The organism is Kribbella orskensis (genome assembly GCF_004342085.1).
GTDB classification, from domain to species: domain Bacteria; phylum Actinomycetota; class Actinomycetes; order Propionibacteriales; family Kribbellaceae; genus Kribbella; species Kribbella orskensis.
In genome coordinates this window covers 341,638-367,486 of the sequence record NZ_SLWM01000005.1, presented here as the reverse complement: position 1 = coordinate 367,486, position 25,849 = coordinate 341,638, and the positions used below count along the sequence as shown (strand labels likewise).

The 25,849-nt window shown below is 69.1% G+C and carries 26 protein-coding genes; 9 read left to right on the top strand and 17 right to left on the bottom strand.

Features of this window, described 5'->3' with window-relative positions:
- Nucleotides 1-23 precede the first annotated feature (23 nt).
- Together EV644_RS17135 and EV644_RS17130 are read left to right on the top strand one after the other, a co-directional pair.
- Nucleotides 24-2,132, top strand: coding sequence for a sensor histidine kinase (locus tag EV644_RS17135; protein ID WP_132189253.1), 2,109 nt, complete (start codon nt 24-26; stop codon nt 2,130-2,132).
- Nucleotides 2,129-2,770 (top strand): response regulator transcription factor, encoded by a 642-nt coding sequence (locus EV644_RS17130; protein WP_369410499.1) that lies wholly within the window; start codon nt 2,129-2,131, stop codon nt 2,768-2,770. The genes EV644_RS17135 and EV644_RS17130 overlap by 4 nt, the downstream gene beginning before the upstream one ends.
- A gap of 5 nt (nt 2,771-2,775) precedes the next feature.
- Here EV644_RS17130 and fdhD read toward each other — a convergent pair whose 3' ends face one another.
- The 9 genes from fdhD to alr all read right to left on the bottom strand — a co-directional run bounded on the left by fdhD (nt 2,776) and on the right by alr (nt 12,819).
- A complete protein-coding gene (fdhD, locus tag EV644_RS17125; protein WP_132189252.1) occupies nt 2,776-3,612 on the bottom strand; it encodes a formate dehydrogenase accessory sulfurtransferase FdhD in 837 nt (278 codons plus the stop codon).
- Entirely contained in the window at nt 3,600-4,796 is a 1,197-nt protein-coding gene (locus tag EV644_RS17120; RefSeq protein WP_132189251.1) for a molybdopterin molybdotransferase MoeA, read from the bottom strand. The genes fdhD and EV644_RS17120 overlap by 13 nt, the downstream gene beginning before the upstream one ends.
- 14 nt (nt 4,797-4,810) lie before the next feature.
- Entirely contained in the window at nt 4,811-5,050 is a 240-nt protein-coding gene (locus EV644_RS17115) for a formate dehydrogenase subunit delta (RefSeq protein ID WP_132189250.1), read from the bottom strand.
- Complete coding sequence (gene fdhF, locus EV644_RS17110) at nt 5,050-7,872, bottom strand: formate dehydrogenase subunit alpha (protein WP_132189249.1); 2,823 nt, start codon at nt 7,870-7,872, stop codon at nt 5,050-5,052. The genes EV644_RS17115 and fdhF overlap by 1 nt, the downstream gene beginning before the upstream one ends.
- Entirely contained in the window at nt 7,869-9,434 is a 1,566-nt protein-coding gene (locus EV644_RS17105; protein WP_132189248.1) for a formate dehydrogenase beta subunit, read from the bottom strand. Before EV644_RS17105 ends, fdhF begins: the two co-directional genes overlap by 4 nt.
- Nucleotides 9,431-9,925: an NAD(P)H-dependent oxidoreductase subunit E gene (locus EV644_RS17100; protein ID WP_132189247.1), complete on the bottom strand. Its 495-nt coding sequence runs from the start codon at nt 9,923-9,925 to the stop codon at nt 9,431-9,433. The genes EV644_RS17105 and EV644_RS17100 overlap by 4 nt, the downstream gene beginning before the upstream one ends.
- 172 nt (nt 9,926-10,097) lie before the next feature.
- A complete protein-coding gene (locus EV644_RS17095; protein ID WP_132189246.1) occupies nt 10,098-10,733 on the bottom strand; it encodes a M15 family metallopeptidase in 636 nt (211 codons plus the stop codon).
- Nucleotides 10,730-11,695: a D-alanine--D-alanine ligase family protein gene (locus EV644_RS17090; protein ID WP_199239864.1), complete on the bottom strand. Its 966-nt coding sequence runs from the start codon at nt 11,693-11,695 to the stop codon at nt 10,730-10,732. The genes EV644_RS17095 and EV644_RS17090 overlap by 4 nt, the downstream gene beginning before the upstream one ends.
- Nucleotides 11,692-12,819, bottom strand: coding sequence for an alanine racemase (gene alr, locus EV644_RS17085; protein WP_132189244.1), 1,128 nt, complete (start codon nt 12,817-12,819; stop codon nt 11,692-11,694). Before alr ends, EV644_RS17090 begins: the two co-directional genes overlap by 4 nt.
- 214 nt (nt 12,820-13,033) lie before the next feature.
- Between alr and EV644_RS46310 the strand changes: the two genes are divergently transcribed.
- A complete protein-coding gene (locus tag EV644_RS46310; RefSeq protein WP_241998275.1) occupies nt 13,034-13,591 on the top strand; it encodes a CGNR zinc finger domain-containing protein in 558 nt (185 codons plus the stop codon).
- Between the two features lie 5 nt (nt 13,592-13,596).
- On the opposite strand, the gene EV644_RS47520 is transcribed toward EV644_RS46310, so the two are convergent.
- The 4 genes from EV644_RS47520 to EV644_RS17060 form a co-directional block, all read right to left on the bottom strand.
- Complete coding sequence (locus tag EV644_RS47520; protein ID WP_132189243.1) at nt 13,597-14,286, bottom strand: GNAT family N-acetyltransferase; 690 nt, start codon at nt 14,284-14,286, stop codon at nt 13,597-13,599.
- Nucleotides 14,287-14,331: 45 nt separating this feature from the next.
- The gene (locus EV644_RS17070; RefSeq protein WP_132189242.1) at nt 14,332-15,495 is read right to left on the bottom strand and encodes an ROK family transcriptional regulator; all 1,164 of its coding nucleotides are present in this window, start codon (nt 15,493-15,495) and stop codon (nt 14,332-14,334) included.
- A gap of 61 nt (nt 15,496-15,556) precedes the next feature.
- A complete protein-coding gene (locus tag EV644_RS17065) occupies nt 15,557-16,261 on the bottom strand; it encodes a GAF and ANTAR domain-containing protein (protein WP_132189241.1) in 705 nt (234 codons plus the stop codon).
- Nucleotides 16,262-16,495: 234 nt separating this feature from the next.
- The gene (locus EV644_RS17060; RefSeq protein WP_132189240.1) at nt 16,496-16,822 is read right to left on the bottom strand and encodes a hypothetical protein; all 327 of its coding nucleotides are present in this window, start codon (nt 16,820-16,822) and stop codon (nt 16,496-16,498) included.
- A gap of 63 nt (nt 16,823-16,885) precedes the next feature.
- Between EV644_RS17060 and EV644_RS17055 the strand changes: the two genes are divergently transcribed.
- The 5 genes from EV644_RS17055 to EV644_RS17035 all read left to right on the top strand — a co-directional run bounded on the left by EV644_RS17055 (nt 16,886) and on the right by EV644_RS17035 (nt 21,501).
- A complete protein-coding gene (locus EV644_RS17055) occupies nt 16,886-17,683 on the top strand; it encodes a TetR/AcrR family transcriptional regulator (RefSeq protein ID WP_241998273.1) in 798 nt (265 codons plus the stop codon).
- Entirely contained in the window at nt 17,676-19,610 is a 1,935-nt protein-coding gene (gene nhaA / locus EV644_RS17050; protein ID WP_132189239.1) for a Na+/H+ antiporter NhaA, read from the top strand. The genes EV644_RS17055 and nhaA overlap by 8 nt, the downstream gene beginning before the upstream one ends.
- Nucleotides 19,607-20,254 carry a DNA-3-methyladenine glycosylase family protein gene (locus tag EV644_RS17045; protein ID WP_132189238.1) on the top strand — a complete coding sequence of 216 codons (648 nt, stop codon included), beginning with the start codon at nt 19,607-19,609 and terminating at the stop codon, nt 20,252-20,254. The genes nhaA and EV644_RS17045 overlap by 4 nt, the downstream gene beginning before the upstream one ends.
- Nucleotides 20,255-20,347: 93 nt before the next feature.
- A complete protein-coding gene (locus EV644_RS17040) occupies nt 20,348-20,803 on the top strand; it encodes a rhodanese-like domain-containing protein (RefSeq protein WP_132189237.1) in 456 nt (151 codons plus the stop codon).
- A gap of 104 nt (nt 20,804-20,907) precedes the next feature.
- A complete protein-coding gene (locus tag EV644_RS17035) occupies nt 20,908-21,501 on the top strand; it encodes a dihydrofolate reductase family protein (protein WP_132189236.1) in 594 nt (197 codons plus the stop codon).
- Nucleotides 21,502-21,593: 92 nt separating this feature from the next.
- Here EV644_RS17035 and EV644_RS17030 read toward each other — a convergent pair whose 3' ends face one another.
- Nucleotides 21,594-22,100, bottom strand: a complete 507-nt coding sequence (locus EV644_RS17030) for a tetratricopeptide repeat protein (protein ID WP_199239863.1) — start codon at nt 22,098-22,100, stop codon at nt 21,594-21,596.
- A gap of 102 nt (nt 22,101-22,202) precedes the next feature.
- On the opposite strand from EV644_RS17030, the gene EV644_RS17025 reads away from it, so the two are divergent.
- On the top strand, nt 22,203-22,595 hold the full coding sequence (locus EV644_RS17025; RefSeq protein ID WP_132189235.1) for a VOC family protein: 393 nt from the start codon (nt 22,203-22,205) through the stop codon (nt 22,593-22,595).
- 15 nt (nt 22,596-22,610) lie between these two features.
- On the opposite strand, the gene EV644_RS17020 is transcribed toward EV644_RS17025, so the two are convergent.
- From EV644_RS17020 to EV644_RS17010, 3 genes are read right to left on the bottom strand one after another with little or no spacing between them, the layout of a single operon-like run.
- Nucleotides 22,611-24,368 (bottom strand): MOSC and FAD-binding oxidoreductase domain-containing protein, encoded by a 1,758-nt coding sequence (locus EV644_RS17020; RefSeq protein WP_241998271.1) that lies wholly within the window; start codon nt 24,366-24,368, stop codon nt 22,611-22,613.
- Entirely contained in the window at nt 24,368-25,195 is an 828-nt protein-coding gene (locus tag EV644_RS17015; protein ID WP_241998269.1) for a pyridoxamine 5'-phosphate oxidase family protein, read from the bottom strand. Before EV644_RS17015 ends, EV644_RS17020 begins: the two co-directional genes overlap by 1 nt.
- On the bottom strand, nt 25,192-25,776 hold the full coding sequence (locus EV644_RS17010; protein WP_199239862.1) for a CGNR zinc finger domain-containing protein: 585 nt from the start codon (nt 25,774-25,776) through the stop codon (nt 25,192-25,194). The genes EV644_RS17015 and EV644_RS17010 overlap by 4 nt, the downstream gene beginning before the upstream one ends.
- Nucleotides 25,777-25,849: the final 73 nt, after the last annotated feature.

Here is a 25,849-nt window from a genome sequence, read left to right as displayed (position 1 = left end):
CCTGATGTCTTGATGATGAGGAAGTGACCGCAGAGCCCGAAGCGCAGTACGACCGCCGCCGTAGCGTGGTGGCCACAGTGGTGCTCGGGGCGGTGTTCGCGGAGGCCGTACTGACCGTCATCGCGTCGGTACTGTCCGGATTGCCCTGGTCACGGCTGGTGGACCTGCTCGTGGTCAGCAACACGATCTGCGGTCTGGCCCTGGCTGTGGCCGGCTGGCCGATCGCCTACTACCGTCCGCGCAACCTGATCGGGTGGAGCCTCCTGCTCGGCGGCTGCTTCTACGCGTTCACCGGGACCGGTATGGCGGTGCTCGCCTGGGCCGCCGACGACTCCCGGGGCTGGCGGGTGCTCGCGACCGTCGTGAACGGGTTCGGCTGGAACTGGGCGCTGGCGTTGTTCATCCCGCTGACGCTGCTCCTGTTCCCCGAAGGGCAGTTGCCGAGTCGCCGGTGGCGCTGGTTCGTCGGCCTGCTGGTGGTGAACACGCTCCTCCTGACCGCGGCCGGCATCTTCGATCTCAGGGGCGGAATGTCCGCAGAGCTGGGTGTTCAGGCCTATCCGGCTCGTCCCTGGCTCGGGCAGCCGATGTGGCTGCATATCATCTGGGAGGCCGGGATCGTCGCCAGTTACCTGGGTGCCTTCGCCGCTCTGGCCGTCACCTATCGCCGGGGCAGCGACGTGGTCCGCCGCAGGATGCTGTGGCTCCTGATGGCGATGGTCGTGGTGGTCACGGCGTTCACCCTCGAAGCCGTACTGGAGACCGAGTCCCTGCTGCTGGGAATCCTGCCGATCGTCCTGATCCCCTTGTCGATCACGATCGCAGTACTGCGCCACCAGGTGCTCGACATTCGTCTGGTGGTCTCCCGGTCCCTGCTCTATCTGTTGCTCACCGGCGGGGTGATCGGTGCGTATCTGGGCTTGGTGGCACTGCTGGATCAGGCCGTACGACGCCAGGTGTCGCTCGGCTCGTCGGTGCTGGCCACTTTGCTGATCGCGCTGGCGTTCAACCCGGTCCGGCTGTGGTTGCAGCGCGTGATCCATCGGGCGTTCTACGGCGCCCGGCGCGATCCGGTGCGCGCGATCGCCGCGATCGGTGAGCGACTCGGCGAGGTCGGAACCGGTACTGCGGCCGGCGCCGGGCTGGACGGAGTACTGGAGGCGCTCTGCCGGGTGATGCACTTCCCGGCAGCGGTCCTGGTGGTCGACGAGCATCAGGTTGCCGGCTACGGGGAACTGCCGGCTGCTCGGCAGGCGATCACGCTGCACTCGGGGGAGGAGCGGGTCGGTGAACTGGTGGTCGGGCTGAGGTCGGGCGAGCATCGCCTGGATGCTGCCGACGAGCAGGTGCTGTCGCTGTTGGCGGCTCCGTTGACAGTGGCTGTGCAGGCAGGACGGCTCGCAGATGAGCTCCAGGTCTCGCGGCAGCGGGTCATCACCGGTCGTGAGGAGGAACGCCGCCGGATCCGCCGGGATCTGCACGACGGGCTCGGGCCGGTGCTCACCGGGGTGGTCCTCAACGCCGACGCTGCTCTGCGCCTGCTCGAGGCCGACCGGGCCCGGAGCGCCGAACTGCTGGAGACCTTGAGAGATCAGACCATCGGTGCGATCGAGGAGATCCGCCGGCTCGCCTACGATCTGCGGCCGCCGGTGCTGGACGGGATGGGGCTGATCGGTGCGCTTCGGGAGCACGCGGCGGTGCTGGCCGGCGATGGGGCCCTCACGGTCAGCGTCGAGGCGCCGACCGCGATCGAGGACCTTCCCGCGGCGGTCGAGGTGGCCGCTTATCGCATCGTCACCGAAGCGCTCACCAATGTGATCCGGCATTCCACAGCCACTCGCGCGGTCGTCACGCTCACCGTGGAGGAGACCGCTCTTCGGCTGGAGGTGCGGGACAACGGCGTCAATGCCGAGGACAGTTGGCAGCCGGGCGTCGGACTGACCTCGATCCGCGAGCGTACGGCGGAACTCGGTGGTGCGAGCGAGATCCGCTACGACCGCGCGGGCGGTCAGGTGCGGGTGTCATTGCCACTAGCGTCACCAGCGACCCTGCCACCAGCGACCCTGCCACCGGAGACCGTGCCACCGGGGACAGGGCGAGTGGCCGGGGTCGAGACGGGAGCAGGATCGTGACGATCCGCATCGTGGTCGCCGATGACCACGGCATCATCCGGGAAGGGCTGGGTGCATTGCTGTCCGGCCGCGACGGGTACGAGTTGGTCGGCACCGCCGCGACCGGTGCGGAGGCGGTCCGGGCGGCGGTGACGCTGAAGCCGGATGTCTTGGTGATGGACATCCAGATGCCCGACCTGAGCGGGATCGAGGCGACTCGCGAGATCGGCCGGGTCGCGCCGGACGTCGCGGTACTGATGCTGACGATGTTCGACGACGACGAGTCGGTCTTCGCGGCGATGCGGGCAGGTGCTCGTGGGTATGTGCTGAAGGGCGCGGTCGGTGACACCGTGGTCCGCGCGATCGCGGCCGTCGCTGAAGGAGAGGCGATCTTCGGGCCCGGTGTCGCCCGCCGAACGCTCGCCTACCTGTCCCGCCCGCGCACCGACGAGACCCTCTTCCCCGAACTGACACCCCGCGAACGCGAGGTCCTCGGCCTGATCGCCGACGGCCTCGGCAACGCCGCCATCGCCACCCGGCTCAGCCTGGCCACCGCCACCGTCGGCAACCACATCACCAGCATCTTCGCCAAGCTCCAGGTGACCACCCGTGCTGAAGCCATCGTCCGAGCGCGCACCTCCGGGCTCAGCGGCAGCTAGGTGTTCTAGACCCGGGCGGAAACCGTGATGCGGTCAGGGTGGGCGTAGACGTTCAGGGAGCCGTTGCGGATGAATCCGGCCAGCGTCAGGCCGCACTCGTCGGCTAGTTCCACCGCCAGGGACGAGGGGGCGGACACGGCGCCCAGCACCGGGATACCTGCCATCACGGCCTTCTGGGCCAGCTCGAACGACGTGCGGCCGGAGACCACGAGGATGCAGCCGCGGGCGGGGATGCGCCCGTCGAGGAGGGCCCAGCCGACCACCTTGTCCACGGCGTTGTGGCGGCCGACGTCTTCGCGAACCACCAGCAGTTCGCCGGCCGCCGTGAACAGCCCGGCCGCGTGCAGTCCGCCGGTGCGGTCGAACACCTGCTGCCGCTCCCGCAGCGCGTCCGGCAGCCCGGCAAGCACCTCCAGCGGGACTCGTACGGAGTCGTCTGCCGGGGAGAAGCGGGTCTTCACCCGGACGGCGTCCAGCGACGCCTTGCCGCACACGCCGCAGGACGAGGTCGTGTAGAAGTTCCGCTCGACTCCGACCGTGGGAGAAGGCACGCCCGGGCTCAGGCCGAGGTCCAACACGTTGTAGGTGTTCTGGCCCTCGTCGTCCCGCGAATCGCAGTACCGTGCGTCGCGGATGTCGTCGGGGCTGCCGATGACGCCTTCGGTGTGCAGGAAGCCGTGGGCGAGTTCCACGTCGTGTCCGGGCGTCCGCATCGTGACGGCGAGCGGTCGTCCGTCGACCCGCAGTTCGAGCGGTTCCTCGACCGCGATCGAGTCCGGCCGCATGCGTTCGCCGGCAGGCCCGAGCCGCAGTACCGGCTTGCGTGCGATCAGACGCCCCATGGCCGCGCTCCCGGATCGAGCGGCAAGAGCCGCGCCGCGATCGCCTCGGCCGGACCCGGATCAACCACGGCCAACGCGTCCGCTCCTGCCGCACCTCGCAGCATCGCCGACCCACCATGCCCGACCGGTACTACGCCCTGCGGGCCGACCCGGACGGGGACCAGCCGAGTGCTGTGCGGGTGACACGCCAGTCCACCAGGTACTGGCGCCACCGGCAGCGGCGGCAGGCCTTGGCCGCGGAGTCGCTGCAGCGCGGCTACTCCCAGAGTGAGGAACGCGGTCAACGCAGCAAGGGGATTCCCCGGCAGCCCGAGCACCAGCCGGCCGTCGTCGAACCGCGCGAGCGCCTGCGGATGCCCCGGTCGGCAGGCGACGCCGTCGATGATCAACTCGGCGCCGAGCGCGGCCAATGCGGCCCGCAGGTGATCGGCTGGTCCGGACGCGGACGAACCAGACACCAGGATCAGGTGCGCGTCAGTGTTCGTCAGGGCGTCGACCAGTGCTGTGCGGGAGTCTGGTAGATGCACTAGCGGAGCAGCAGTGGCGCCGGCACGGCTGATGAGGCCGGGGAGCATCGGGCCGATCGCATCACGCACCCGGCCAGGCCCGGATGGACCCCGATGGACCAGCTCGTCGCCCGTGACCAGAGAAGCGACCAGGGGCTTGGGAATCACTGTCAGCCGGTCGAGCCCGAGAGTAGCCGCCAACCCGAGCACCTGCGGCTCCACCGCCACGCCTGCAGGCAACAACGTCTCGCCGGCCGCACACTCCTCGCCGGCCCGCCGGATGTGTCTACCCGAGGAGACCGGTCCCGCGACCATCCCGGCCTGCCCGGCTGCCGACACGACCGCTTCCTCGTCCGGCAGGACCGCGGTGGTGCCCGCAGGAATGGCGGCACCGGTGACGATGGTGCAGGCTTGTCCATCCTCCAGCGGCCTCACCAGGCCCGAGGCCGCCTTCACCACGCCAACCACCCGCCACGGACCGGAACCACAGACGGCGTACCCGTCCATGGCGGAGCGGTCCACTGGTGGCACTGCAGACGGGGCGACCAGTGGGGTCGCGAGCACGCTGCCGACGGCGTCGGCCAGTGGAAGCGAGCAGGGCGCCAATGGTGTCGCAGCAGCGTGGGCGAGTGCTCGGGCGGCATCCCAGGGGAGCGCCGACGTGGCGTGACGACGCATCCCCGCAGTCTGCACTACTGGGCTCCTCGGGCTTCGACAGGGCGGAGCTGCGCAGCCGCGAGTGCCGCGATGGGATCTAGGTCCTCGCCGCCGGAGTCGAGCTGAGCGACGAGCGCCGCCTTCATCCGGGGATCCCAGACCGCCTTGATGTGGTTGGCGATCCGGGCCGCCGCGTCGGCCGGCTCCCGGTGGGCGAACTGGCGGGCGATCTCGTTGGCCAGCCGGACGTGCGGTGGGAGTCCCGTCGCGCTCATCAGTGGCCCGCCACGGCAGGCTCGAGGTTCTCGGCGGCCTGCGCGTTCACCGGCTCCACCAGCAGATCCACCTGGACCGCGGTCACCTTGTACTCCGGGCAGTTCGTCGCCCAGTCCGAGTTGTCCGTGGTGATCACGTTCGCCCCGGTCACCGGGTGGTGGAACGTGGTGTAGCAGACCCCGACCGGCATCCGCTCCGACAACTTCGCCCGCAGCGTGGTCCGCCCGACCCTGCTCGACAACGCGACCGTGGAGCCGTCCTCGATGCCGCGGACCTCCGCGTCGTGCGGATGCAGCTCGAGGATGTCCTCGGGATGCCAGGCGACGTTCGCCGTACGCCGGGTCTGCGCGCCGACGTTGTACTGCGACAGGATCCGCCCGGTGGTCAGGATGAGCGGGTACTTCCGCGTCGACCGCTCGGTCGTCGGCACGTACACGGTCTCCATGAACCGGCCCTTGCCCCGGGTGAACTCGTCGGTGTGCATGATCGGCGTCCCGTTCGGAGCCTCGAGGTTGCACGGCCACTGGACCGAGCCGACCTTGTCCAGGTGGTCGAACGACACCCCCGCGAACGTCGGGGTGGTGATGGCGATCTCGTCCATGATCCGGGCGGCCGAGTCGTAGTGCATCGGGTAGCCCATCGCCTGGGAGATCTCGCAGATGATCTCCCACTCGTGCTTGCCGGTCTGCGGCGCCATCACCGGCCGGACCCGGTTGATCCGGCGTTCGGCGTTGGTGAAGGTGCCGTCCTTCTCCAGGAACGAGGTACCGGGCAGCAGCACGTGCGCCCACTTCGCGGTCTCGTTCTCGAACAGGTCCTGGACGACGAGCAGTTCGAGCGCGCCGAGTGCGGCGAACACGTGCGCGGTGTTCGGATCGGACTGGGCGATGTCCTCACCCTGGACGAACAGTGCCCGGAAGGAGCCGTCGATCGCGGAGTCGAACATGTTCGGGATCCGCAGCCCCGGCTCGTTCAGCAGCGGCGTCCCCCACAGCTTCTCGTAGACGTCGCGGACGTCGTCATCGGACACGTGCCGGTAGCCCGGCAGTTCGTGCGGGAACGAGCCCATGTCGCAGGAGCCCTGCACGTTGTTCTGGCCGCGCAGCGGATTCACGCCGACGCCGGGACGGCCGATGTTGCCTGTGGCCATCGCGAGGTTCGCCATGCCCATCACCGTGGTCGAACCCTGGCTGTGCTCCGTGACACCGAGTCCGTAGTAGATCGCGCCGTTGCCACCCGTCGCGTAGAGCCGCGCGGCGGCCCGCACCTCCTCAGCCGGTACTCCGGTCAGCTCGGCGACTGCCTCGGGGCTGTGCTCGGGGCCCGAGATGAACGTCTCCCACTGGTCGAAGTCCTCGCACCGCTCCTCGACGAAGGCGCGGTCGACGAGTCCCTCGGTCACGATCACGTGGGAGAGCGCGTTGACGATGGCGACGTTCGTGCCCGGAGCCAGCGACAGGTGGTGGGCCGCCTCGATGTGCGGTGACCGGACCAGGTCGATCTGGCGCGGGTCGATCACGATCAGCTTCGCGCCCTGACGGAGCCGCTTCTTCATCCGCGAGCCGAACACCGGGTGCGCGTCGGTCGGGTTCGCGCCGATCACCAGGATGACGTCGGCGTGGTCCACCGAGCTGAAGTCCTGGGTGCCGGCCGATTCGCCGAAGGTCTGCTTCAGCCCGTACCCCGTGGGCGAGTGGCAGACCCGCGCGCAGGTGTCGACGTTGTTGTTGCCGAAGACGGCGCGAACCATCTTCTGCACCACGTAGACCTCTTCGTTCGTCGTCCGCGACGACGTGATCGCGCCGATCGACCCCTGGCCGTACTTCGCCTGGATCTCCCGCAACCGGCGAGCCGTGAAGCCGATCGCCTCCTCCCACGACACCTTCCGCCACGGGTCGGTGATCGCGTCGCGCACCATCGGCTCCATCACCCGGTCCGGGTGGCTCGCGTACCCGAACGCGAACCGGCCCTTCACGCACGAATGGCCTTCGTTTGCGCCGCCGTCCTTGTACGGCACCATCCGGACCAGCTCGTCGCCGCGGAGTTCGGCCTTGAACGAGCAGCCGACGCCGCAGTACGCGCAGGTGGTGATCACCGAGCGCGTCGGCATGCCGAGCTCGATGACCGTCTTCTCCTGCAGGGTTGCGGTCGGGCAGGCCTGGACGCAAGCGCCGCAGGAGACGCAGTCCGACTCCATGAAGGAGACACCCGCGCCCGCGGCGACCTTGGAGTCGAAGCCGCGTCCCTCGATGGTGAGAGCCAGCGTGCCCTGGACCTCGTCGCAGGCCCGGACACACCGCGAGCACGCGATGCACTTGGAGGCGTCGAAGTCGAAGTACGGGTTGGAGCTGTCGGTCGGGGCGTCCAGGTGGTTCGCGCCCGCCTCGACACCCGAGCCGTACCGGACCTCGCGAAGGCCGGTGACTCCGGCCATGTCCTGCAGTTCGCAGTCGCCGTTGGCGGAGCAGGTGAGGCAGTCGAGCGGGTGATCGGAGATGTAGAGCTCCATCACGCCGCGGCGGAGTTTGCCCAGCTTCTCGTTCTGGGTGCGGACCACCATCCCGGGCGCGACGGGCGTAGTACAGGAGGCGGGCGTACCTCGGGCGCCGTCGATCTCGACGATGCACAGCCGGCAGGACCCGAACGCCTCGAGGTTGTCGGTGGCGCAGAGCTTGGGGATGTCGAGCCCCGCGTGCTTGGCGGCACGCATCACCGAGGTACCAGGTGGAACGGTGACGCTCACCCCGTCGATGGTCAGCTCGACGGTCGCCTCGCCATCGCGGGCCGGCGTACCGAAGTCAGGTTCCTTGAGCAGGGTCATGCACCAAAGTCCTTTCCGAAGTGGCGGACGGCGCTGCGCACCGGCAGCGGTGTCAGCCCACCCATCGCGCAGAGCGAGCCGTCGGTCATCAGGTCGCACAGGTCGTCGAGCAGCACCAGGTTCTTCTTCCGGTCCTCGCCGTTGCGGATCCGGTCGATCGTCTCCACTCCGCGGACCGCGCCGACCCGGCACGGCGTGCACTTACCGCAGGACTCCTCGGCGCAGAACTCGAAGGCGAATCGGGCCATCGCGGACATGTCCACGGTCTCGTCGAACACCACGATGCCGCCGTGCCCGACCATCGCGCCGACGGCGGCGAACGCCTCGTAGTCCATCGGCAGGTCGAACTGCTCGACCGGCAGGTAGGCCCCCAGCGGCCCACCCACCTGGACGGCCCGGGTCGGTCTCCCGCTGGCCGTTCCGCCGCCGAGGTCGCTGACGAGTTCGCCGAGGGTGATGCCGAACGCGGTCTCGACGATGCCGCCGCGGGCCACGTTGCCGCCGAGCTGGAAGACGTTGGTGCCGAGCGACCGGCCCATCCCGTACCCCGCGTACGTCGCCGCGCCGTTCGCCAGGATCGTCGGGATCGTTGCCAGCGACAACACGTTGTTCACCACGGTCGGGCGGCCGAAAAGCCCTTCCAGCGCGGGGATCGGGGGTTTCGCCCGGACCATGCCGCGCTTGCCCTCGAGGCTCTCCAGCATCGAGGTCTCTTCGCCGCAGATGTAGGCCCCGGCGCCGACCCGTACGTGCAGGTCGAAGACCAGGTCTGAGCCGAGGATGTTCTTCCCGAGCCAGCCGCGGTCGCGGGCTGTCCGGATCGCCGCGTTCAGCGTCTCCACCGCATCCGGGTACTCCGACCGCAGGTACACGTAGCCTTCGGTCGCCCCGACGGCGTACGCCGCGATCGTCATGCCCTCGATCAGGGTGAACGGGTCGCCCTCGATCAGCATCCGGTCCGCGAAGGTGCCGGAGTCGCCCTCGTCCGCGTTGCAGCAGACGAACTTCAGGTCGGATTCCGCGCCCAGCACCGTGCGCCACTTGATCCCGGTCGGGAACCCGGCGCCGCCGCGGCCGCGCAGACCGGAGTCGACCACCTCCTCGACCACCTCGGCCGGCGTCATGCTCAATGCCTTGCGCAGCCCCGCGTTGCCCTCGTACTCCGCGTGGTCGTCCGCCGAGCGCGGGTCGATCACGCCGACCCGGGCGAAGGTGAGCCGCTGCTGGCGCTTCATCCAGGGCAGTTCCTCGACCACGCCGAGGTAGGCGCCGACGGTGAGCGCGGCGCCGTCGAGCATCCCGGCCGCGACGAGCCCGTCCACGTCCTCGGGTGCGACCGGCCCGTACCCCACTCGGCCCTGCGGCGTCTCCACCTCGACGAGTGGTTCCAGCCAGAGCATGCCGCGGGAGCCGTTGCGGACCACCTCGATCTGCTGACCGGTTGCCTTGGCCGCCGCCTCGATCCGCTCGGCGACCTTGTCGGCCCCGACAGATCGCGCGGCCGCGTCCCGCGGTACGAAGACCTTGATGCTGCCGCCGATCGGCGTTGCGGAGAACGTCATCGTGCCTCCCCGAGGATCGCGTCCAGCCGGGCCGGCGTGACCCGGCCATGCAGTTTGTCGCCGACCTGGACGGCCGGTCCGAGAGCACAGTTGCCGAGACAGAACACCTCGTCCACGGTCACCCGGCCGTCGTACGTGGTCTCCCCGAAGCCGACCCCGGTACGCCGCTTCGCGTGCTCGGCGAGTGCCTCGGCGCCGACGGAGCGGCAGGCCTCCGCCTGGCAGATCCGTACGGTGGTCCGGCCCGCGGGTTCGCGGCGGAAATCCTTGTAGAAGGTGACCACGCCGTGCACCTCGGCGACGGCGAGATTCAGTACGTCGGCGATCACCGGGAGGTCGGTCTGGTCGATGTACCCGAGATCCTCCTGCACCGCGTGCAGGATCGGGATCAACGCGCCGCGCAGACCGCGCAGCTCGGTGGCGATCTCGCGGACGCGATCAGCGCGCCCGGGAGCCGGGACGGGGGCGGGGGTGATGACCTCGGACGTCATACAACGACTGTCGCGGGCCATTACCCACAGGTCAAAGCAAACCTGCCTATGACGTGATAGGCGGCTTCTATCAATTCCCGGGAATCACCGTGGAACAATTAGTGCACATTCTCCTTGCCGAATGCCAGAGCCTTTTCCGGTATTCTGTTACGCACCAGGCAGGGCATTCGGTTCAGGCGGAGGTTGACAGCTGCGGCGCGGTCGCCGGGCCGTACAGGGCGTGGTCGCGCTGTTCGAGGTAGGCCCAGTAGCGGTCGCCGAAGGACCAGTGCCACCACTCGGTCGGGTAGTTCACCAGCCCCGAAGCAGTCAGGACGTCGGCCAGCAGCGCGCGGTTCGTCCGGGCCTCGCGGCTGATGTTGGCGGCGTCGAAGAAGCAGGCGCCGTTACTCTGCTCGGGAGTGGCGTCGATCGGAGTACCGAGATCGAACGGCCCGTGCTCGCCGATCAGCGTCAGGTCGACCGCGGCACCGGCCACATGCGGTGCCACCTCGACCGGCGACACGAACCGGCTGGCGAGCACCTGCGCGTCGGCATGGGAGATCCCCGGGTTCAGCCGGTGGATCTCCGCCTTGTAGCCGTTGTAGATCTCCCGCTGGATCTCGATCGCACGCAGCCCTTCGGCCACGTGCAGCCGGACTCCCACCGGCAGGAAACTGTTCGCCACGGCCAGCCGGTCCGCCAGACCTTGGCGGACCCACTGGAGGCCGTTGGCGGGGATGCCATAGGTGTAGAGATCCACGAGGGGATCACCGGTCTCGATCGCGGGGATGCGGGTGATCCGCTCGGCGCTCAGCAACACGGTCATCCCTTCCGCACCGCCGTCTCGAGCAGGTTCTGGACCACGTCGGTGTAGGAGAGCCCGGCGGCCGCCCACATCCGCGGGAACTGCGAGGTCGGGGTGAACCCGGGGAACGTGTTGATCTCGTTGACGACCGGCTCCCCGTCGGCCGGCACGAAGAAGTCCACCCGCGCCAGTCCGGAGCACCCGAGCGTCTCGAACACCTCGACCGCAGTACGCCGGAGTCGGTCGGCCAGCGTGCTCTCCAGCGGCGCCGGTACGACGAAGCGGGTGGCCGCGTTGTCGTACTTGGCGGTCGCGTTGAAGAACGGCTGATCCGGGTCCGGGTGGATCTCCAGCGCGGGCGCCACCTCGATCCGGCCGTCGGGGAATTCCATCACCGCCAGGTCGATCTCGCGGCCGCACATCTCCTGCTCCACCAGGACATTCGGGTCCAGTGCCACCGCCTCGGCCAGTGCGGTTGCGAGTGAGGGTGGGTCTGTCGCGCGGGTGACCCCGAAGCTCGAACCACCGCTGCCGGGCTTGACGAACACCGGGAAGTCGAGCCCGGCCGCCTTCAGTTGCTGCACGGCGAACTCGGCGTCACGTAATTCCTCGCTTCGGAGGGTCATTCCCGGTGTGACCCGGATGCCGTGCGCCTTGAGGACGGCCTTGGTCAGGTGTTTGTCGAGCCCGACGGCACTCGCCGCCACACCGCTTCCGACGTACCGGATGGCCAACTGCTGAAGGAATCCCTGGATGATTCCGTCCTCGCCGCCTTCGCCGTGCAGCGCCGGTACCACCACGTCGGCGTCCTGCATCAGCGCGATCGCCTCGTGCTGCCCGTCCTGCCAGTTGCCCTCGGCATCGATCACCAGCGGGACGACGTCGTGCCCCAGGATGGTGGCGGCATCGGCGATCCCTCGTCCGCTGGCGAGCGACACCTCGTGCTCCGGGCTGGCGCCACCACTGATCACGACCACCTTCACCGCTGCACTCCTTCGACGTAGCGTCGCGGCACCCGGGCTCCGAGGCCGCAGTAGATCTCGTGGGGGATGGTTCCGGCCCAGTCGGCCCAGTCCGCTGCCGTCGGCTCACCGTCCGAGCCGTCGCCGAAGACGGTCACCGGTTGCCCTGGTTCGAGGGCCAGCTCGCCCGCGTCCACGACGAACTGGTCCATCGTGATCCGCCCGAGCACCGGCATCCGCACGCCCCTGCAGAGCACACTCGCCTGGCCCGCGGCGATCCGGGGGATCCCGTCCGCGTAGCCGAGTGGGATCAGCGCGATCGTGGTGTCGCGGGGCGCCGTGTAGTCGTGACCGTAGGAAACACCTTCGCCGGCACGGATTCGCCGTACCTGCGCGACCTTGGTCACCAGTCGCATCGGTGAGCGGACGCCGGCGTCGACCTCGTCGATGCCGAACAGGGCCGCACCGATCCGGACCAGGTTGCAGTCGGGGGCGTCCAGGGTGATCGCGCCGGAGGAGTTCGCCAGGTGCACGACCTCGGGCGAGAGGCCGGCCCGCCGGGCGAGCGTGACGCCGGTGCGCAGGAGCTCGAGTTGGCGACGGCTGTGCGAGGCGTCGAGCTCGTCGCCATGCGAGAGGTGGGACCAGATGCCACGCACGCGGACCGCGCCGAGCGCCTCGTAGTGCGCGGCCGCGCGCGTGAGCTCTATCCACTGGTCCGGGGCGCTGCCGCCGCGATGCAGCCCGGTGTCCAGCTTGAGCTGGACGTTGTGAACGTTCGGCGCCGAGACCACCTGATTCAGCTCGGAGACGGTGGACACGCTGACGTCGATATCGGCGAGCAGCACCAGCTCGGTCGCGTCGTACAGCCAGGTGAGGATCGGGACGGTCAGCCCTGCTGCTCGGAGTTGGAGGGCCTCGTCGGCTCGGGCGACGCCCAGCCAGGTGGCTCCGGCCTCGACGGCTGCCCGGGCGACCTGGACGGCGCCGTGGCCGAAGGCGTCGGCCTTGACCACGGCGAGCACCTCGGTGCCCGGCCGGAGGCGTTTGTAGATGGTTTGTACGTTGTCCCTGACAACGGACAGGTCGACGACGGCCTCTGCCAACCCCACGCGGCTCCGCGCCGGACTCCGGACCAGGTTCATGTCCGTCATTGTTGTTTCCGGCAACGGTCCGGCGCATCGGTGCGCGGTCGGATGTTGCCCGCCGCACGGGTACGACCCTGGTAGCACGTGACCTCGTGCCGTCTGGTCCTTTCGAACGACCCCACCCGCGCCTCCCCTCATCCCTTCGCTCAGGGCACTACGCGCGCGGACCCGCCGGGCGGATCGGCCGGGGGACGTCAGAGATACTGGGCGGGTGGACGCGACCGAGCACCTCGAGGCATCGCTGGCGGCCGCGATCGCGCTCGCGAACAGCTTCGGCGCCGAGTGGAGCCAGGGGCGTCGGCAGCTCGCGGGTGACGGCGGGGTGGTCGAGGCGGCGCTCCGGCTGACCACGAACAGGGTGGTGGTCGTCGACGACTCGGCGCTGACGGAATTCGCCGAGGGCGGGAAGCGGCTGTATCGCGCGCTGAACCTGCTGGCGGACGGTTCGGTGGACGAGAGCGCGCAGGAGCTGAACGAGCTACTACAGGCGACCAGAGCGGCACCGCAACTACTGCGGCAAATGGGCTCGCCATGGCATTTGCATTTCTCAGCCCCCGGAGTCTCGGAGGCCACCGGCTGGCTCGCCGAATTCACCACCGCTGCCGCGATGCTCCTCGGCAGCTCCGATCAGCAACTCCTCCGGGCCTGCACCGCCGAACGCTGCGACAACCTCTTCCTGGACGCCACCCGCAATCACACCCAGCGCTTCTGCTCCACGGCGTGCCAGAACCGCACCAAGGTGGCCGCCTTCCGCGCCCGCGGAGCCTGATTTCTCTAGGCGGCTGTCGACCTGCTGTTTGCTGCCGTGCGATTCGTCGCTGTCACCATCGTCGCTACCGGCGACCAGCCGAGGCGTCGGTACAGGTGGGCGCCGTCCACGGTTGCCATCAGCAAGCCAGTGGTAGCGCCTCGCTGGATCGCGCGACGGCCGAGCATCCCCATCACCACACTGCCGAGCCCGCGCCGCCGATGCCCCGGGTCCGTGTGGATGTCATGCATCACCGCATCCGTCCCCACCACCGCCACCATCCCCCGCGCTGCGACGTTGCCCCGCGTGTCGAGCAGTTGCGCAGACCGAACCGCCCCGTCGCCGCTCAGTTCCTGCCTGTACTCCGGGGGTGGTGCGGCCGGCGTCGCCTGGTTCCGCAGGTCGATCGACATCAGCAACTTCCGCTCGGCGAAGACCTCGAGCCCGGCGTGCTCGAGCAACGCCGCAACCTCATCGGCCCGCTGGGTGGTAACCGTCAGCCACCCCGGAGACCCCAGCACCTCCTCGGCCAGTGCCCGAACCACCTCGTCGCCCCCATCGACCAGGAACAACTCCCACTCCCGGCCCGGCAACCCCAGCACAACCTCCAGCGCGTCACTCGCTGTTCGAGTGGTCGCCTCCGGAAGGCCGCGGCACAGACCCCAGCCCCGCTCCCACCGCCGTACCAAGTCCTCCACCAGACCAAGCTCGTCCATGAAGACGATGGTAACTGTTTATTTGGAGATAGTCAGTTACATAGTTCAGCGGCCGAGGACGAAGGTCTGGATGGCGATGACGGCGGCGCCGCGGGCCCACTGGGCGAAGGTGGGGTCTAGCAGGACGAGGGGCGGGATGGCGGCCTCGGGGTGGCGGTCGGACCGGAGACCGGCGAGCACCTGGTCGTGGGCGACCGAGGCGAGCCGGACTCCCTCGCCGCCGAGCATCACCGCCTCGGGCATGGTGAAGTTCGTCGCCGCCGCGATCAGCCGGCCCAACGCATGCCCGGCTGTGCTGATCACCCGGCGCGCTTCCGGTACGCCGTCCTTGGCGAGGTCGAGGCATTCGTCGTACTCGATGCGGCGGCCCAGCGCGGTACCGACCTGGCTGGTGATGGCTTCGGTGGTGAGCATCGCGCTCGCGCAACCGTGGTGGCCGCGATCGCACAGCGGCCCGTCCGGATCGACCTGGACGTGTCCGACCAGGCCGAGTCCGACGTCGGTGGTGTCGACCAGTTTGTCGTGGACGACCAGGCCGTACCCGATCCCGGCGCCGATCGTGAGCAGGCAGAAGCGGCTCACTCCGCGCCCCGCGCCGAACCAGTGGATCGCCTCGGTCACCGCGGTGACGTCGTTCGAGACGACCACCTGGGCGTCGGTCCGCTCGGCGAGGAGCCGCCGGAACGGTACGTCGAACCACGCGAGGAAGTCGCCCCGCAGTACGTCGCCGGCGCTGGTGATGTGACCACCCAGGCTCACGCCCAGCCCGGTGATGCCGGGGACTTCGTCTGCGAGCGATCGCGCGAGCTCGACGACCACGTCCGCGACGACCTCGGGGGAGTGGTCCGGCAACGGCCGCTCCTCGGTCGCGATCACCTCGGCCCGCAGGGTTGTCACGACACCGAGCGCGGCGTCCGCGGTGAGCTTCACGCCGACGAAGTGGTGCGAGGTGGGCACGATGTCGAGCGGCTGGGAAGGGCGTCCGACGCGGGGATCGGTGGGGCCGCCGGACACCTCGACGAGCAGGCCGGACTCGAGCATCGGCTTGGTCAGCCGGGTCAGGCTTCCGGCCGACAGGTCGACCCGCCGCGCGAGCTCAGCCCGCGAGAGCGGTCCGTCGAGCAGGATCTCCAGGGCAAGTTGGTGCGACGGCCCGGTCAGCGGCTGCCAGGCGCCTGCACCCACCCGGGTCTCCTTCCCCGACGACATCGCGTTGAGCTTACGCCGCGCCCTCCGGCCCGATCGAGCAAGCACTCCGGCCCGGCCGGAGTCAGCGGGGGAGTCTGCGGGTGTCGACGAGTTGCTGGGCAACGTCGCGGAGCTTGGTGTTGGTGTCCTGGGAGTAGCGCTTGAGGATGGCGAAGGCGCGGTCGTCGTCCACGTCGAAGCGCTCCATCAGGATGCCCATCGCCAGTCCGACCAGCTTGCGGGCGTCGACCGCCTTCGCCATCGTCTCCTCGTGCCGCGCGGACGCCACCGCGACCGAGGCGTGCCGGGCGAGGATGTGGGCGATCGCCTCGTCGTCCTCGTCGAACGCGTCCGGCGCGGGGCTGTACAACCCCAGTACGCCGATCGCGGCGCGGGAACAGTCGCCTGTCGTCAGGGGGACGTCCAGCACGCTGCGTACGCCGAGCGCGGAGACCTTCGCGGCCCACTGCGGCCACCGGTCGTCCGTGGCGGTGTCCCTGATCAGGATCGGCGTGCGTTGCTTCATCGCGGTCACCAGCGGGCCGTTGTCGGTGCTGATCTGGAGCTGGTAGACATCGGCGACGACCGGGTCCGTGACCGCCGCGATCTCGGCCCGCGGTCCCCGGACGTTGAGGGCGATTCCCGCGTACGTACAAGTCAGGGCCTGCAGCGCGAACTGGACGACGGCATCGACCGTCTCCTCGACCGAGGGGGCGTCGTGCAGTTCGATCGCGAGCCGCGCGAAGGCGTCGGCCGAGGTCGGCGCGGCAAGGTGGAAATCAGCCATACCGGGGGCTCCAGACATACGTCACCGTCAGGGCACCCCGTGGCTGGAGTGATCCTTCAGCGGACATCATGCAACCTCGCCCCGCCTTTGCGTTAGCCGATCCACCCCCACCGTGTCCGTGTCGTGATCCAGCCCCCGCCGGACCTCCCGTCGGCGAGTCCGGGGGGAGGAGGCGGGTGCTGGTCCACGCGGCGGTGGAGCGGGGTTCAGGCGCAGTACGAAGTCCTGCGGGTGCTAGAGCTGGCGTTGCTCCACGCGGCATTTCGGGGCGCCGGTCGAGGTGGACTCGCAGACGATGTAGGTGGTCTCGCCGGCCGGGTCCTCGCTCAGCCAGGGCATCGTCACCTCGCCCGCCAGCAGGGCGTCGAGCGTCTGCAGCTCGGGATCGCGCGGCTCCGGGTGATGGTGGTATCCCGCGCTGCCCAGGGCGAGCGCGACCGCCAGGCCGAGCAGGTTGACCTCGTTCGCCTGCTCGGGGGTGGTCGAGTCCGGAGCGGGCTCGAGCCGGATGCCGTGATCGGGCACGTCGACGATCCGCGCGATGTAGTCGCCTGCTGTCATGCCTCTGAGCGTAGACCTGTTGTTTTGGGTTGTCGATCCCAGTTTTGCGGGTAAGCTGGCGCCATGACCGAGACTGTCGAGGCGGCGCGGCTGACGAAGAAGGGCCGCGCGACCAAGGAGCGGATCGTCAGCGCGGCCGCCGGCCTGATCTTCGAGTACGGCGTGGCCGGCACCAGCATCGAGGATGTCCGCAAGGCCGCCGGGGTGAGCGGCTCGCAGATGGCGCACTATTTCCATGACAAGCGGCGGCTGGTGATCGACGTCGTGGGTCACCAGGCCGACGTCGTGGTCCGGCTGCACCGGCAGCCGGAGATGGGCAGGCTCGACAGCTTCGCCGACCTGCGGCACTGGGCCGACCTGCACGTCCAGCGGCAGGTCGAGCGCGGGTGCACCGGCGGGTGCGACTTCGGTTCGCTCGCCGCGGAACTGGTGGAATCGGACGGGGATACGCGACAGCAGTTGGCGAGTGGTTTCGACCGATGGGAAGGCGTGCTGCGAGAAGGCCTGCAGGCGATGTACGACCGAGGTGACCTCCGCCCGGAGGCCGACCCCGACAAGCTGGCGACGACCTTGCTCGCCACCTTGCAAGGAGGACTGTTGCTGACCCAGACCAAACGCGACCCAGCACCCCTGGCAACCGCACTCGACGCCACCCTCACCTACATCGAGTCCTTCGCCACCGACCCAGCCTCAGTCCGCACCAACCGAACGTCCGCCGGGGCGCCCACCGCCGACCCGAGGCCGGCCCGGCCGGCCCCCGCAGACGCGGCGTCCGCCTTCCCGGCCTCCAATGACTCCACCTCCGCCGAAGCAGCCTCGGCCGACCCTGAGTCCGGCGGGCGGTGGGAATGGGATGGCTGACTTCTCTGGGTTGAGTGGGCGGACCAGCTGGACCCGGACGCGGGAGTTCGCGGCCCCGTTGCGGGCGTTCCTGCAGACCGAGTCGGGGAGTTCGGGGGTGCTCGCGGCCGCGATCGTGCTGGCGCTGCTCTGGGCGAACATCGCGCCGGGGTCGTACGAGTCGTTCTGGCACACCGACCTCTCGATCAGTCTCGGGGATCGCGAGCTGAGCCTTGACCTGCAGGAGTGGATCAACAGCGGGCTGATGACGCTGTTCTTCCTGGTGGTCGGCTTGGAGGCGCGGCGGGAGTTCGACCTCGGCGACCTGCGGGAGCGGCGCCGGTTCGTGCTACCACTGGTGGCGGGCGTCTCCGGCATGGTCGCGCCGGTGCTGATCTACCTGGCCTTCAACTACGGCGGCGAGGGCGCGCACGGCTGGGGTGTCGCGATGTCCACGGACACCGCGCTGGCGCTCGGCCTGCTCGCGCTGGTCGGCCGTGGAGTGCCGGATCGGGTCCGGGTCTTCCTGCTGACCGTGTTCGTCGTCGACGACCTGATCGCGCTGCTGGTGATCGCGGTCGTCTACAGCGAGAACATCGAACTCATGCCGCTGCTGGTCGCATTGCTGGCCTTCGGTGGTCTCCTCGTCGCGGCGCTGCTGCGGGTCAAGCAGGCCGGATTCTACGTTGTCTTCGGCATCATCACCTGGGCCGCGCTGCTGACCAGCGGCGTCGATCCGGTGGTCGCCGGGCTGGCGATCGGCCTGACCGCCTCGGCGTACTCGCCCGGGCGCGACGAGCTCGAGCAGGCGACCGGGTTGTTCCGGCTCTTCCGCGAGCAGCCGACCCCTGAACTGGCCCGGTCGGCGACGGTCGGCCTGACCTCGACGCTCTCGCCGAACGCAAGACTGCAGCACTTCTACCATCCGTGGACGAGCTACCTGATCGTCCCGCTGTTCGGCCTGGCCAACGCGGGCATCACCATCGACATGGGGTTCCTGGCGACGGCCTACACCTCGCCGATCACCCTCGGCATCCTGATCGGCTACGTGGTGGGCAAGCCGATCGCGGTGACGACCGCGTCCTGGCTGCTGACTCGCCTCAGCGGTGGCCGGCTCAGCCCGGGTGTCGGCTGGGCCGCGGTGGTCGGCAGTGGCACGATCGCCGGCATCGGGTTCACCGTCTCGTTGCTGATAGCAACTTTGGCTTTCGAGGGTCCCGCCTTGATCGAGGCGAAGCTCGGCCTGCTGTCGGCGGTGATCGTGGCGTCGTTCGTGACCTGGATCGTGTTCCGCACCGCCGCACTGCTCTCGCCGGCCCGCAAAGCCGTCGCCATGCTCGGTGATGCCGAGCAACTCGTCGATCTCAGCGATCCGGTCGACCCCGAGCTCGACCACATCCGTGGCCCCGAGTCCGCCTCGGTGACCCTGGTCGAGTACGGCGACTTCGAGTGCCCGTACTGCGGTATGGCGGAGCCCGTGGTTCGGGACCTGCTGCACGACGACGACCTCCGCTACGTGTGGCGCCATCTCCCGCTGGTCGACGTCCACCCCCGCGCGCAGATCGCGGCGGAGGTGGCCGAGGCCGCGGGGACTCAAGGCAAGTTCTGGGAGATGCACGATGTGCTGCTCGCGAACCAGGAGAACCTCCAGCCGGCCGACCTGATGGGCTATGCGGAAGAGTTGGGCCTCGACCGCGAGCGACTCCATGAGGACGTGAAGCGGCACGTGGCGGCCGCCCGGGTCGCACGGGACATCGAGACGGCGGACCTCAGCGGTGTCTCCGGGACGCCCACCTTCTTCATCAACGGGCAACGCCACTACGGCGCATACGACGTCGACACCCTGACGACGGCGATCAAGGTGGCACGCGCCCGTGCCGCCATCAAGACCGAGGACCTCGGCCCTCTCGTCCGTCGCCGCCGCTCCCGAGCCGGAGATTCGACATGACAATCCAGGTCACGGCTGCGTACGAACAGCTGGCCAAGCGCGAGCCGGTGCTCGCCCGACTGATCGAGGAGTACGGCGAGGTCGATCCGTTCGGGTGGTCCGACGAGCGGATGGAGACGAGCAACTTCGCCGCGATGGTGCTGCACATCGTCGGTCAGCAGATCTCCACGAAGGTCGCCTTCGTCCTCTTCGACCGAGTCCTCGCCGCTGCCGGCGGCAAGGTGGTCCCGGAATCGCTGCTGGCGTTGACTCCGGACCAGCTCCGCGAGTGCGGGTTGTCCCGCGCGAAGGCGTCATACCTGCTGGATCTCGCGCAGCGTCAGGCCGACGGCAGGATCGACCTGGAGAACATGACCGGGCTCGACGACGCCGAGGCGGTCGCGGCGTTGACGGCGGTCCGGGGGATCGGCTTGTGGTCGGCACAGATGTTCCTGCTCGCCCAGTTGCACCGGACGGACATCCTGCCCGCGGGTGACGTCGGGATTCGCCGCGCGGTGGAGAAGGCCTGGGGTCTGGCGGAGCTGCCCGTTGTCAAGGAAGTCGAGGCGCTCGCGGTTCCGTGGGCGCCGTACCGGAGTTACGCGGCGGCCCTCCTCTGGCGATCGCTGTCGCCGAGTGCCGAGGCCCAGCCTGCATTGGCATGATCTTGTTGTAGTAGGTCATTTCTGCCACTGGTGGAGGCGGGGTGCGCTCCCTGAGGCTGGGATCTCCGACCTGACCGTGAAGGAGATCCGAGTATGTCGACGGTGCTGAACACCCTGCCTGCCGCCCAGGACCAGGCGATCGCGCACTTCGCCGGACGTCTGGCGTTCGAGACCGACCCGTCCGACGTGGCTGCCGACATCGGGGCCGGTGTCGTCGGCTGGGTGCTGGTGGACAGCCGCAGCCAGGAGAGTTGGGAGCAGGGCCACGTGGCCGGCGCGATCCACCTGCCGACCAGCGAGATCGCCGCTCGCGCCGCGTCCGTAGTACCGGCTGGTACTGCGGTGGTGACGTATTGCTGGGGTCCTGGGTGCAATGGCGGGACCAGGGCGGCGCTCGAGTTCGCGAAGCTGGGTTATCCCGTCAAGGAGATGATCGGCGGGTTCGAGTACTGGAGCCGCGAAGGTCTGCCCGTCGAGACGTCCGAAGGCATCACCCGCCGGCCGTCAGACCCGCTCACCGCGCCCACCGGCATCGCCTGCGCCTGCTGACTCGAGCGCTCGTCGCGGTTAGTGCCCGGCGTCGCCGGGCACTTGCGCGTCGAGAAACCCGAACCGGCACCGACGTACACCGGTGTCGAGAGAAGGGGATGAGTATGTCTGACAAGACAGCAGGACGCCGACTGGTCGCGTGGACGAGCCTTTCGCTGGACGGGTACACCAGCGGACCGCAAGGACCGGAGCACGACACCTGGCTCTACGAGCACGCGACGCAGGAACAAACCCTCGCGTACTTCGAGTCGATCTGGCGCGGCGCAGACACGGCGCTGCTCGGGCGCACGAACTATGAGGGATTCTTCTCGGTCTGGCCGGGGATCACCCGCGATCCAGCGACGGACGACCGGACCCGGGCGCTCGGTCAGTGGCTCGATTCCGTGGAGAAGGTGGTGTTCTCGCGGACGCTGACGGACACGAAGTGGGAGAACTCCCGGGTCTCCGACGATCTGGAAGGGACCGTGCGGGCGTTGAAGGCGGCGCTCGGGCGCGACATCCTCGCGATCAACAGCGCCAGCATCATCCAGGCGCTGCTCCGCGCCGGGCTCGTCGACGACCTCCGCGTTGCGGTGGTGCCGACGATCGTGGGCGGCGGACTCCGCCTGTTCACCGACGACCTGCCCGAGTCGAAGTGGCATCTTGCCGAGACCACCACCCTCGCGCACGGCGCCGTCGGCCTCCACTACCGAGCCTGACGCCGCCGCCAGCGCAGGCTGGGTGGTCCAGCGGACCGCCACCACTCAGCAACCTCGCCTGGCCGGCTGCGGCGATGGCCGGATTGCCGGTCTCAGGGTTCGCGGGTTGCGAGGTATTCGGCGTTGCCGCGGATGGCTGCCTCGTAGCGCTTGATTTCGGCGGTATCGATGCGGTCGGCAACGAGTAGCAGCAGCGTGGCGAGGGCCTTGTCTCCGTGGCCGGAGGCCTGCAGGGTCAGCGCCTTGAACACGCGCAGGGAGTCCGACTCCGGGAACTCCTTGCACGCCTGCTTGAACACCTCGAGCGACTCGTCGAACCGGTCGAGGTTGCGCAGAGTGCTCCCATACTGCAGCAGGCACTTCCGCTTGGTCTCACCACTGAGTCCCGGGAGTGCCTGCTCGTAGTACCCGATGGCCTTCTCCTCCTGACCGGCGGTGTCGTACGAACCACCCACTTCGTACAGCACGTACGGGTTGCCGGGATGCTCGGCCAGCAGGTTCTCGAAGAAGTCGATCGTCGGCTGCATGTTCGACCGGTCCCGCCGGGCGAACGCCTCCTCGATGGTCGCGGCCAGGTCCGGCGTCAGTTCGTCACTCACGCTTCCATCATGCCTCGCGGCCGCCGGGGCAGAATGTCGAGGTCGCCAGGCCCGGTCCGACGTGGCTTGCGCAAGCGATAGCCGGCGGAAGAGGAGACAGTGATGACTGAGCAGGGTGGGTGGCCGCGAGGCGTTACCGCGATCACGTTGTTCGTGGAGGATCTGGCGGGCTGCAAGCAGTTCTACCGGGAGACGTTCGGGCTGCCGGTGGCGTACGAGGACGACGCTTCGGCGGTCTTCAAGTTCGGCGACCTGATGGTGAACCTGCTGGACGTCGCCTCGGCGCCCGAGCTGATCGCGCCGGCGCCGGTCGGTGGCGCCGACGCAGGCCGAAGGTTCCAGCTCACCGTCGAGGTGGAGGACGTCGACGCCCTGCACGCCGAGCTCACCAGCCGCGGCGTCGAGTTCGTGAACGGGCCGATGGACCGGCCGTGGGGCATCCGTACCGCGGCCTTCGCCGACCCGGCCGGGCACATCTGGGAGATCGCCAAGTAGAACGCCAGGCAGAGCTCAGAGATCGAGCACCAGGTCGCCGGTGGGGCGTGCGCAACAGGGCAGCACCTCGCCGGCGGCCGGAGGCTCCAGCGGTTGCGGCTGGTAGCTGACTTCGCCGGAGATCAACGGGGTCACGCAGGTGTGACAGACGCCCGTCCGGCAGGACCACCGCGTCGGGACGTCGCACGCGTCCGCGAGTTCCAGCAGCGACGAGTGCTGATCCGACCACGGCACCGACAGGCCGCTCCGCGAGAAGGTGATCAACGGCCCGGTCCCCGGCTCGCCTTCCGGCGGATGAGGCTGTACCGCGCGAGCATCCGTTAGGCCCGGGTTGATCGAGGGGAGCGCCCCGAACAACTCCGTTCGGACCTCGCTGACTCCGAGCTCGGTGAGCAGCACACGCATCTGTTCCATGAAGCCGGCCGGTCCACAGACGTACGCCGACGCGCCCCGCGGGATCCCCAACCGGGCGAGTTGTGCCTTGCCCGGCCGATGGCCGCCTGCCGTGAAGAAGACCTGCGGATGGACGTCCGTCAGCGATCCGATCAGTCCGGCAGCCTCCGTCGCGAACGCCTGCTGCTCCGGACTCCGCGCGATATGGATCCACCAGACAGGCCGTCGACTCCGCTCATCCGCGAGTCGGTGAAGCATCGCCATGACCGGCGTGATGCCGATTCCCGCGGAGACCAGTACTACGGGCCCGGGCTCCTCAGTCAGCACGAACTCCCCGCGCGGTGCGGCCGCTTCGACCGTCATCCCCGCGGTCAGGTGCTCGTGGATGTAGGTGCTCACCACACCGTCGCGCTTGACGCTGATCCGGTACGTCGAGGAGCCGGGCGCCGAGGAGAGCGAGTAACTCCGGATGCCCTGGTCACCGAAGCGGATCACCAGAAACTGCCCGGGACGCGCGGCCGGCAGCGGCTCCCCGTCTGCGGACTCGAGGTAGACCGAGCGGACCGTGTCGCTCTCGCGGGTCACCGCGCTCACCGTGAGCGGACGGAATCCCGGCCAGTCGGCGACCACGCCAGCCGCCTGGCCGTCGACCTCAGCCGCCCCGGAGGACAGGCCGGGCTGCGGCTCGGAGTACGGGCCGGCGTTCCGGCCGTCGGCGGTCGGCGTACCGGTGTCGAGCGCTTCCACCAGTTCGCGGAAGGATTGTTGCCAGCCAGGGCTGAGGGCGGGGATGTGGAGGCTGGCGCGAAGCTTGGTCGCGTCGCGGTCGGGGAGGTAGAGGAGGGCGTCGATGTCCGCGACTGACAGCTCTTCAGGGCCGACGCGTGTGCGGACGATCTCGTCGCCCGCCTCTACGCGGCCCTCTTTGATGACGCGCAGGTAGAACCCGGGGCGGCGATGCGCCACCAGCAGGGAGGGCAGCTCGGGCTCGCCCATCCGCATCCCGACCCGGTAGCAGGTGACTCGCGGCTGGGTGACCTCGAACTCGGCCTCGCCGATCCGGTACCGATCGCCGACGCAGACCTCGTCGTCCGGCAGCCCGTCGACGGTGAAGTTCTCGCCGAACTGGCCGTAGCTGAAGTCGTCCCGGCCGAAGTGCCGCTGCCAGTAGTCGTACGAGTCGAGCTGGTAGACGAGGACCGCCCGCTGCTCGCCGCCATGTCCGTTCAGGTCGCCCTGGCCGTCGCCGTCGATGTTGAGCCGGCGGACCATCCGCGGCCCGTCGACCGGTGCCTTCCAGATCCCGGTGTGCACGGTCCGGCCGTGCCAGCCCACGTCCTTCGGCATTCCGACGTTGAGTGAGCGAAGTGTCGCCATCATCAGCCCCAACTGTTCAGTACGGCGCGGGTCGGGTGGAAGCGGACCGCCCGGCCGGTCTCACCCGGGGCGTCCCATTGGAGGGTCGCGGTGCCGGAGAGATGCAGGGCGGTACCGGTCGCGAAGTCGAGGAAGAGCAGCGAGGTGGTCGGATCAACGGCGATGTTGCCGAGGCTGTTGAACATGTTGTTGCCCGGGAAGTCCGGCCACCACAGGTCCGGGCCGTCGATCCGCACGAACCCCGGCTCGCCACCTTTGTGCGACGTGTCGGCGCCACGCGTCGGGTGCGAGGTGCCGAGGAAGAAGGTGTCCGCCGACTCGATCAGCGCGGTCTCCACTTCACCGAGCGCCCCGTCGGTGACCACTGGGAGGCTGGAAGCGGGCTGCGTGATCGTGTGTGGGTGGATGTATTGGGGGCAGTTCCCGTATGCCTGTTCCGCGGCGATCTCGAGCTCGTCGCTCGCGGACCTGACGAGCTCGCCGTTGATCCGCACCCGCCGGCGGATCGCCAGTTCGATGACGAGCAGTCCGACCTGCTGGTGAGCGGGAAGTCCGTGCAACGGATCGCCCGGGCCCGGCGCGGTGTGCACGGTCAACGTCGTGCCCGCGGCGTCGAGGAAGCCCGGTTGGCCGGTCAGCGCCGTCGTCCACATCCGGCCGGCCCCGTCCCGCGCGGTGATCGCCGCGAACTCGCGCTGGGCCAGGAACTTCTTCGCGCCACCTTCGAGCAGCGCGGGCCGCAACATCCCCTCCAACCTGGCCGCGTCGTGCGAGACGCCGGCCTTGCGCTGCACGCTCAGCTCACCCTCGTGGAACCCGATGGCGCTCATGACCGCCTCGTCTTCTCGTAGTGCCGGGCAACCCTCGTCCTGTTCCCACAGACGCTCCCGATACACCACTGCCGGCGCGACCGCTCAGCCAGGAAGAGCATGGAGCAGTTGGGATTCGCACACCTGCGCAACGTGCTCAGCCGCTCAGCGTCACCCATCAGCTCGATCACCTCGCGGGCGATCGCCGCCAGCGCCGCGTTCCCGCCGTACTCCGTGTGCCAGCGGGTCTCGACCTCGCCTTCCGGCAGCAGGCGCAGGCTCGAAGGCGCGGCCGCCGAGGCGGCATTGATGTCGTCGATCGAGCTCCGCGCCGGGCTCCGCTGTTCGAGCCGCGCGTCCAGGACGTCGCGGATCGCGGCGCGCAGCCTGCGGACAGCCGTTTCCTCGGGCATCGGCCCGGCCGGGAGCCTGGGTGCTTGCAGCTGCCACCACGCCGCCTGCTGTTCGGGCGACTCGAGCAGGTCGACAGGCGGGTCGACCGCCAGCATCAGCGTGTCGACCAGATCGATCGCCACCAGCCGCTCCCCGCCCATCGCGAAGCCGGCCGCCAGCAGGTCATCGACACTCGGGCTCATGGTCATGGCGTCACTCTAGGCATTAGGAGACGGCGAACACAAGGCCTTGCCAAAGATTGACTAATGGTTTTACTGTCAT

Excerpts from the sequence above, each read along its gene's own strand:
- fdhD (WP_132189252.1), bottom strand. The coding sequence starts at position 3,612 with ATGGGGCGTCTGATCGCACGCAAGCCGGTACTGCGGCTCGGGCCTGCC.
- EV644_RS17120 (WP_132189251.1), bottom strand. The coding sequence starts at position 4,796 with ATGCGTCGTCACGCCACGTCGGCGCTCCCCTGGGATGCCGCCCGAGCA.
- EV644_RS17115 (WP_132189250.1), bottom strand. The coding sequence starts at position 5,050 with ATGAGCGCGACGGGACTCCCACCGCACGTCCGGCTGGCCAACGAGATC.
- fdhF (WP_132189249.1), bottom strand. The coding sequence starts at position 7,872 with ATGACCCTGCTCAAGGAACCTGACTTCGGTACGCCGGCCCGCGATGGC.
- EV644_RS17105 (WP_132189248.1), bottom strand. The coding sequence starts at position 9,434 with ATGACGTTCTCCGCAACGCCGATCGGCGGCAGCATCAAGGTCTTCGTA.
- EV644_RS17100 (WP_132189247.1), bottom strand. The coding sequence starts at position 9,925 with ATGACGTCCGAGGTCATCACCCCCGCCCCCGTCCCGGCTCCCGGGCGC.
- EV644_RS17095 (WP_132189246.1), bottom strand. The coding sequence starts at position 10,733 with ATGACCGTGTTGCTGAGCGCCGAGCGGATCACCCGCATCCCCGCGATC.
- alr (WP_132189244.1), bottom strand. The coding sequence starts at position 12,819 with ATGAACCTGGTCCGGAGTCCGGCGCGGAGCCGCGTGGGGTTGGCAGAG.
- EV644_RS47520 (WP_132189243.1), bottom strand. The coding sequence starts at position 14,286 with ATGGACGAGCTTGGTCTGGTGGAGGACTTGGTACGGCGGTGGGAGCGG.
- EV644_RS17070 (WP_132189242.1), bottom strand. The coding sequence starts at position 15,495 with ATGTCGTCGGGGAAGGAGACCCGGGTGGGTGCAGGCGCCTGGCAGCCG.
- EV644_RS17065 (WP_132189241.1), bottom strand. The coding sequence starts at position 16,261 with ATGGCTGATTTCCACCTTGCCGCGCCGACCTCGGCCGACGCCTTCGCG.
- EV644_RS17060 (WP_132189240.1), bottom strand. The coding sequence starts at position 16,822 with ATGACAGCAGGCGACTACATCGCGCGGATCGTCGACGTGCCCGATCAC.
- EV644_RS17055 (WP_241998273.1), top strand. The coding sequence starts at position 16,886 with ATGACCGAGACTGTCGAGGCGGCGCGGCTGACGAAGAAGGGCCGCGCG.
- nhaA (WP_132189239.1), top strand. The coding sequence starts at position 17,676 with ATGGCTGACTTCTCTGGGTTGAGTGGGCGGACCAGCTGGACCCGGACG.
- EV644_RS17045 (WP_132189238.1), top strand. The coding sequence starts at position 19,607 with ATGACAATCCAGGTCACGGCTGCGTACGAACAGCTGGCCAAGCGCGAG.
- EV644_RS17040 (WP_132189237.1), top strand. The coding sequence starts at position 20,348 with ATGTCGACGGTGCTGAACACCCTGCCTGCCGCCCAGGACCAGGCGATC.
- EV644_RS17035 (WP_132189236.1), top strand. The coding sequence starts at position 20,908 with ATGTCTGACAAGACAGCAGGACGCCGACTGGTCGCGTGGACGAGCCTT.
- EV644_RS17025 (WP_132189235.1), top strand. The coding sequence starts at position 22,203 with ATGACTGAGCAGGGTGGGTGGCCGCGAGGCGTTACCGCGATCACGTTG.
- EV644_RS17020 (WP_241998271.1), bottom strand. The coding sequence starts at position 24,368 with ATGATGGCGACACTTCGCTCACTCAACGTCGGAATGCCGAAGGACGTG.
- EV644_RS17015 (WP_241998269.1), bottom strand. The coding sequence starts at position 25,195 with ATGAGCGCCATCGGGTTCCACGAGGGTGAGCTGAGCGTGCAGCGCAAG.
- EV644_RS17010 (WP_199239862.1), bottom strand. The coding sequence starts at position 25,776 with ATGACCATGAGCCCGAGTGTCGATGACCTGCTGGCGGCCGGCTTCGCG.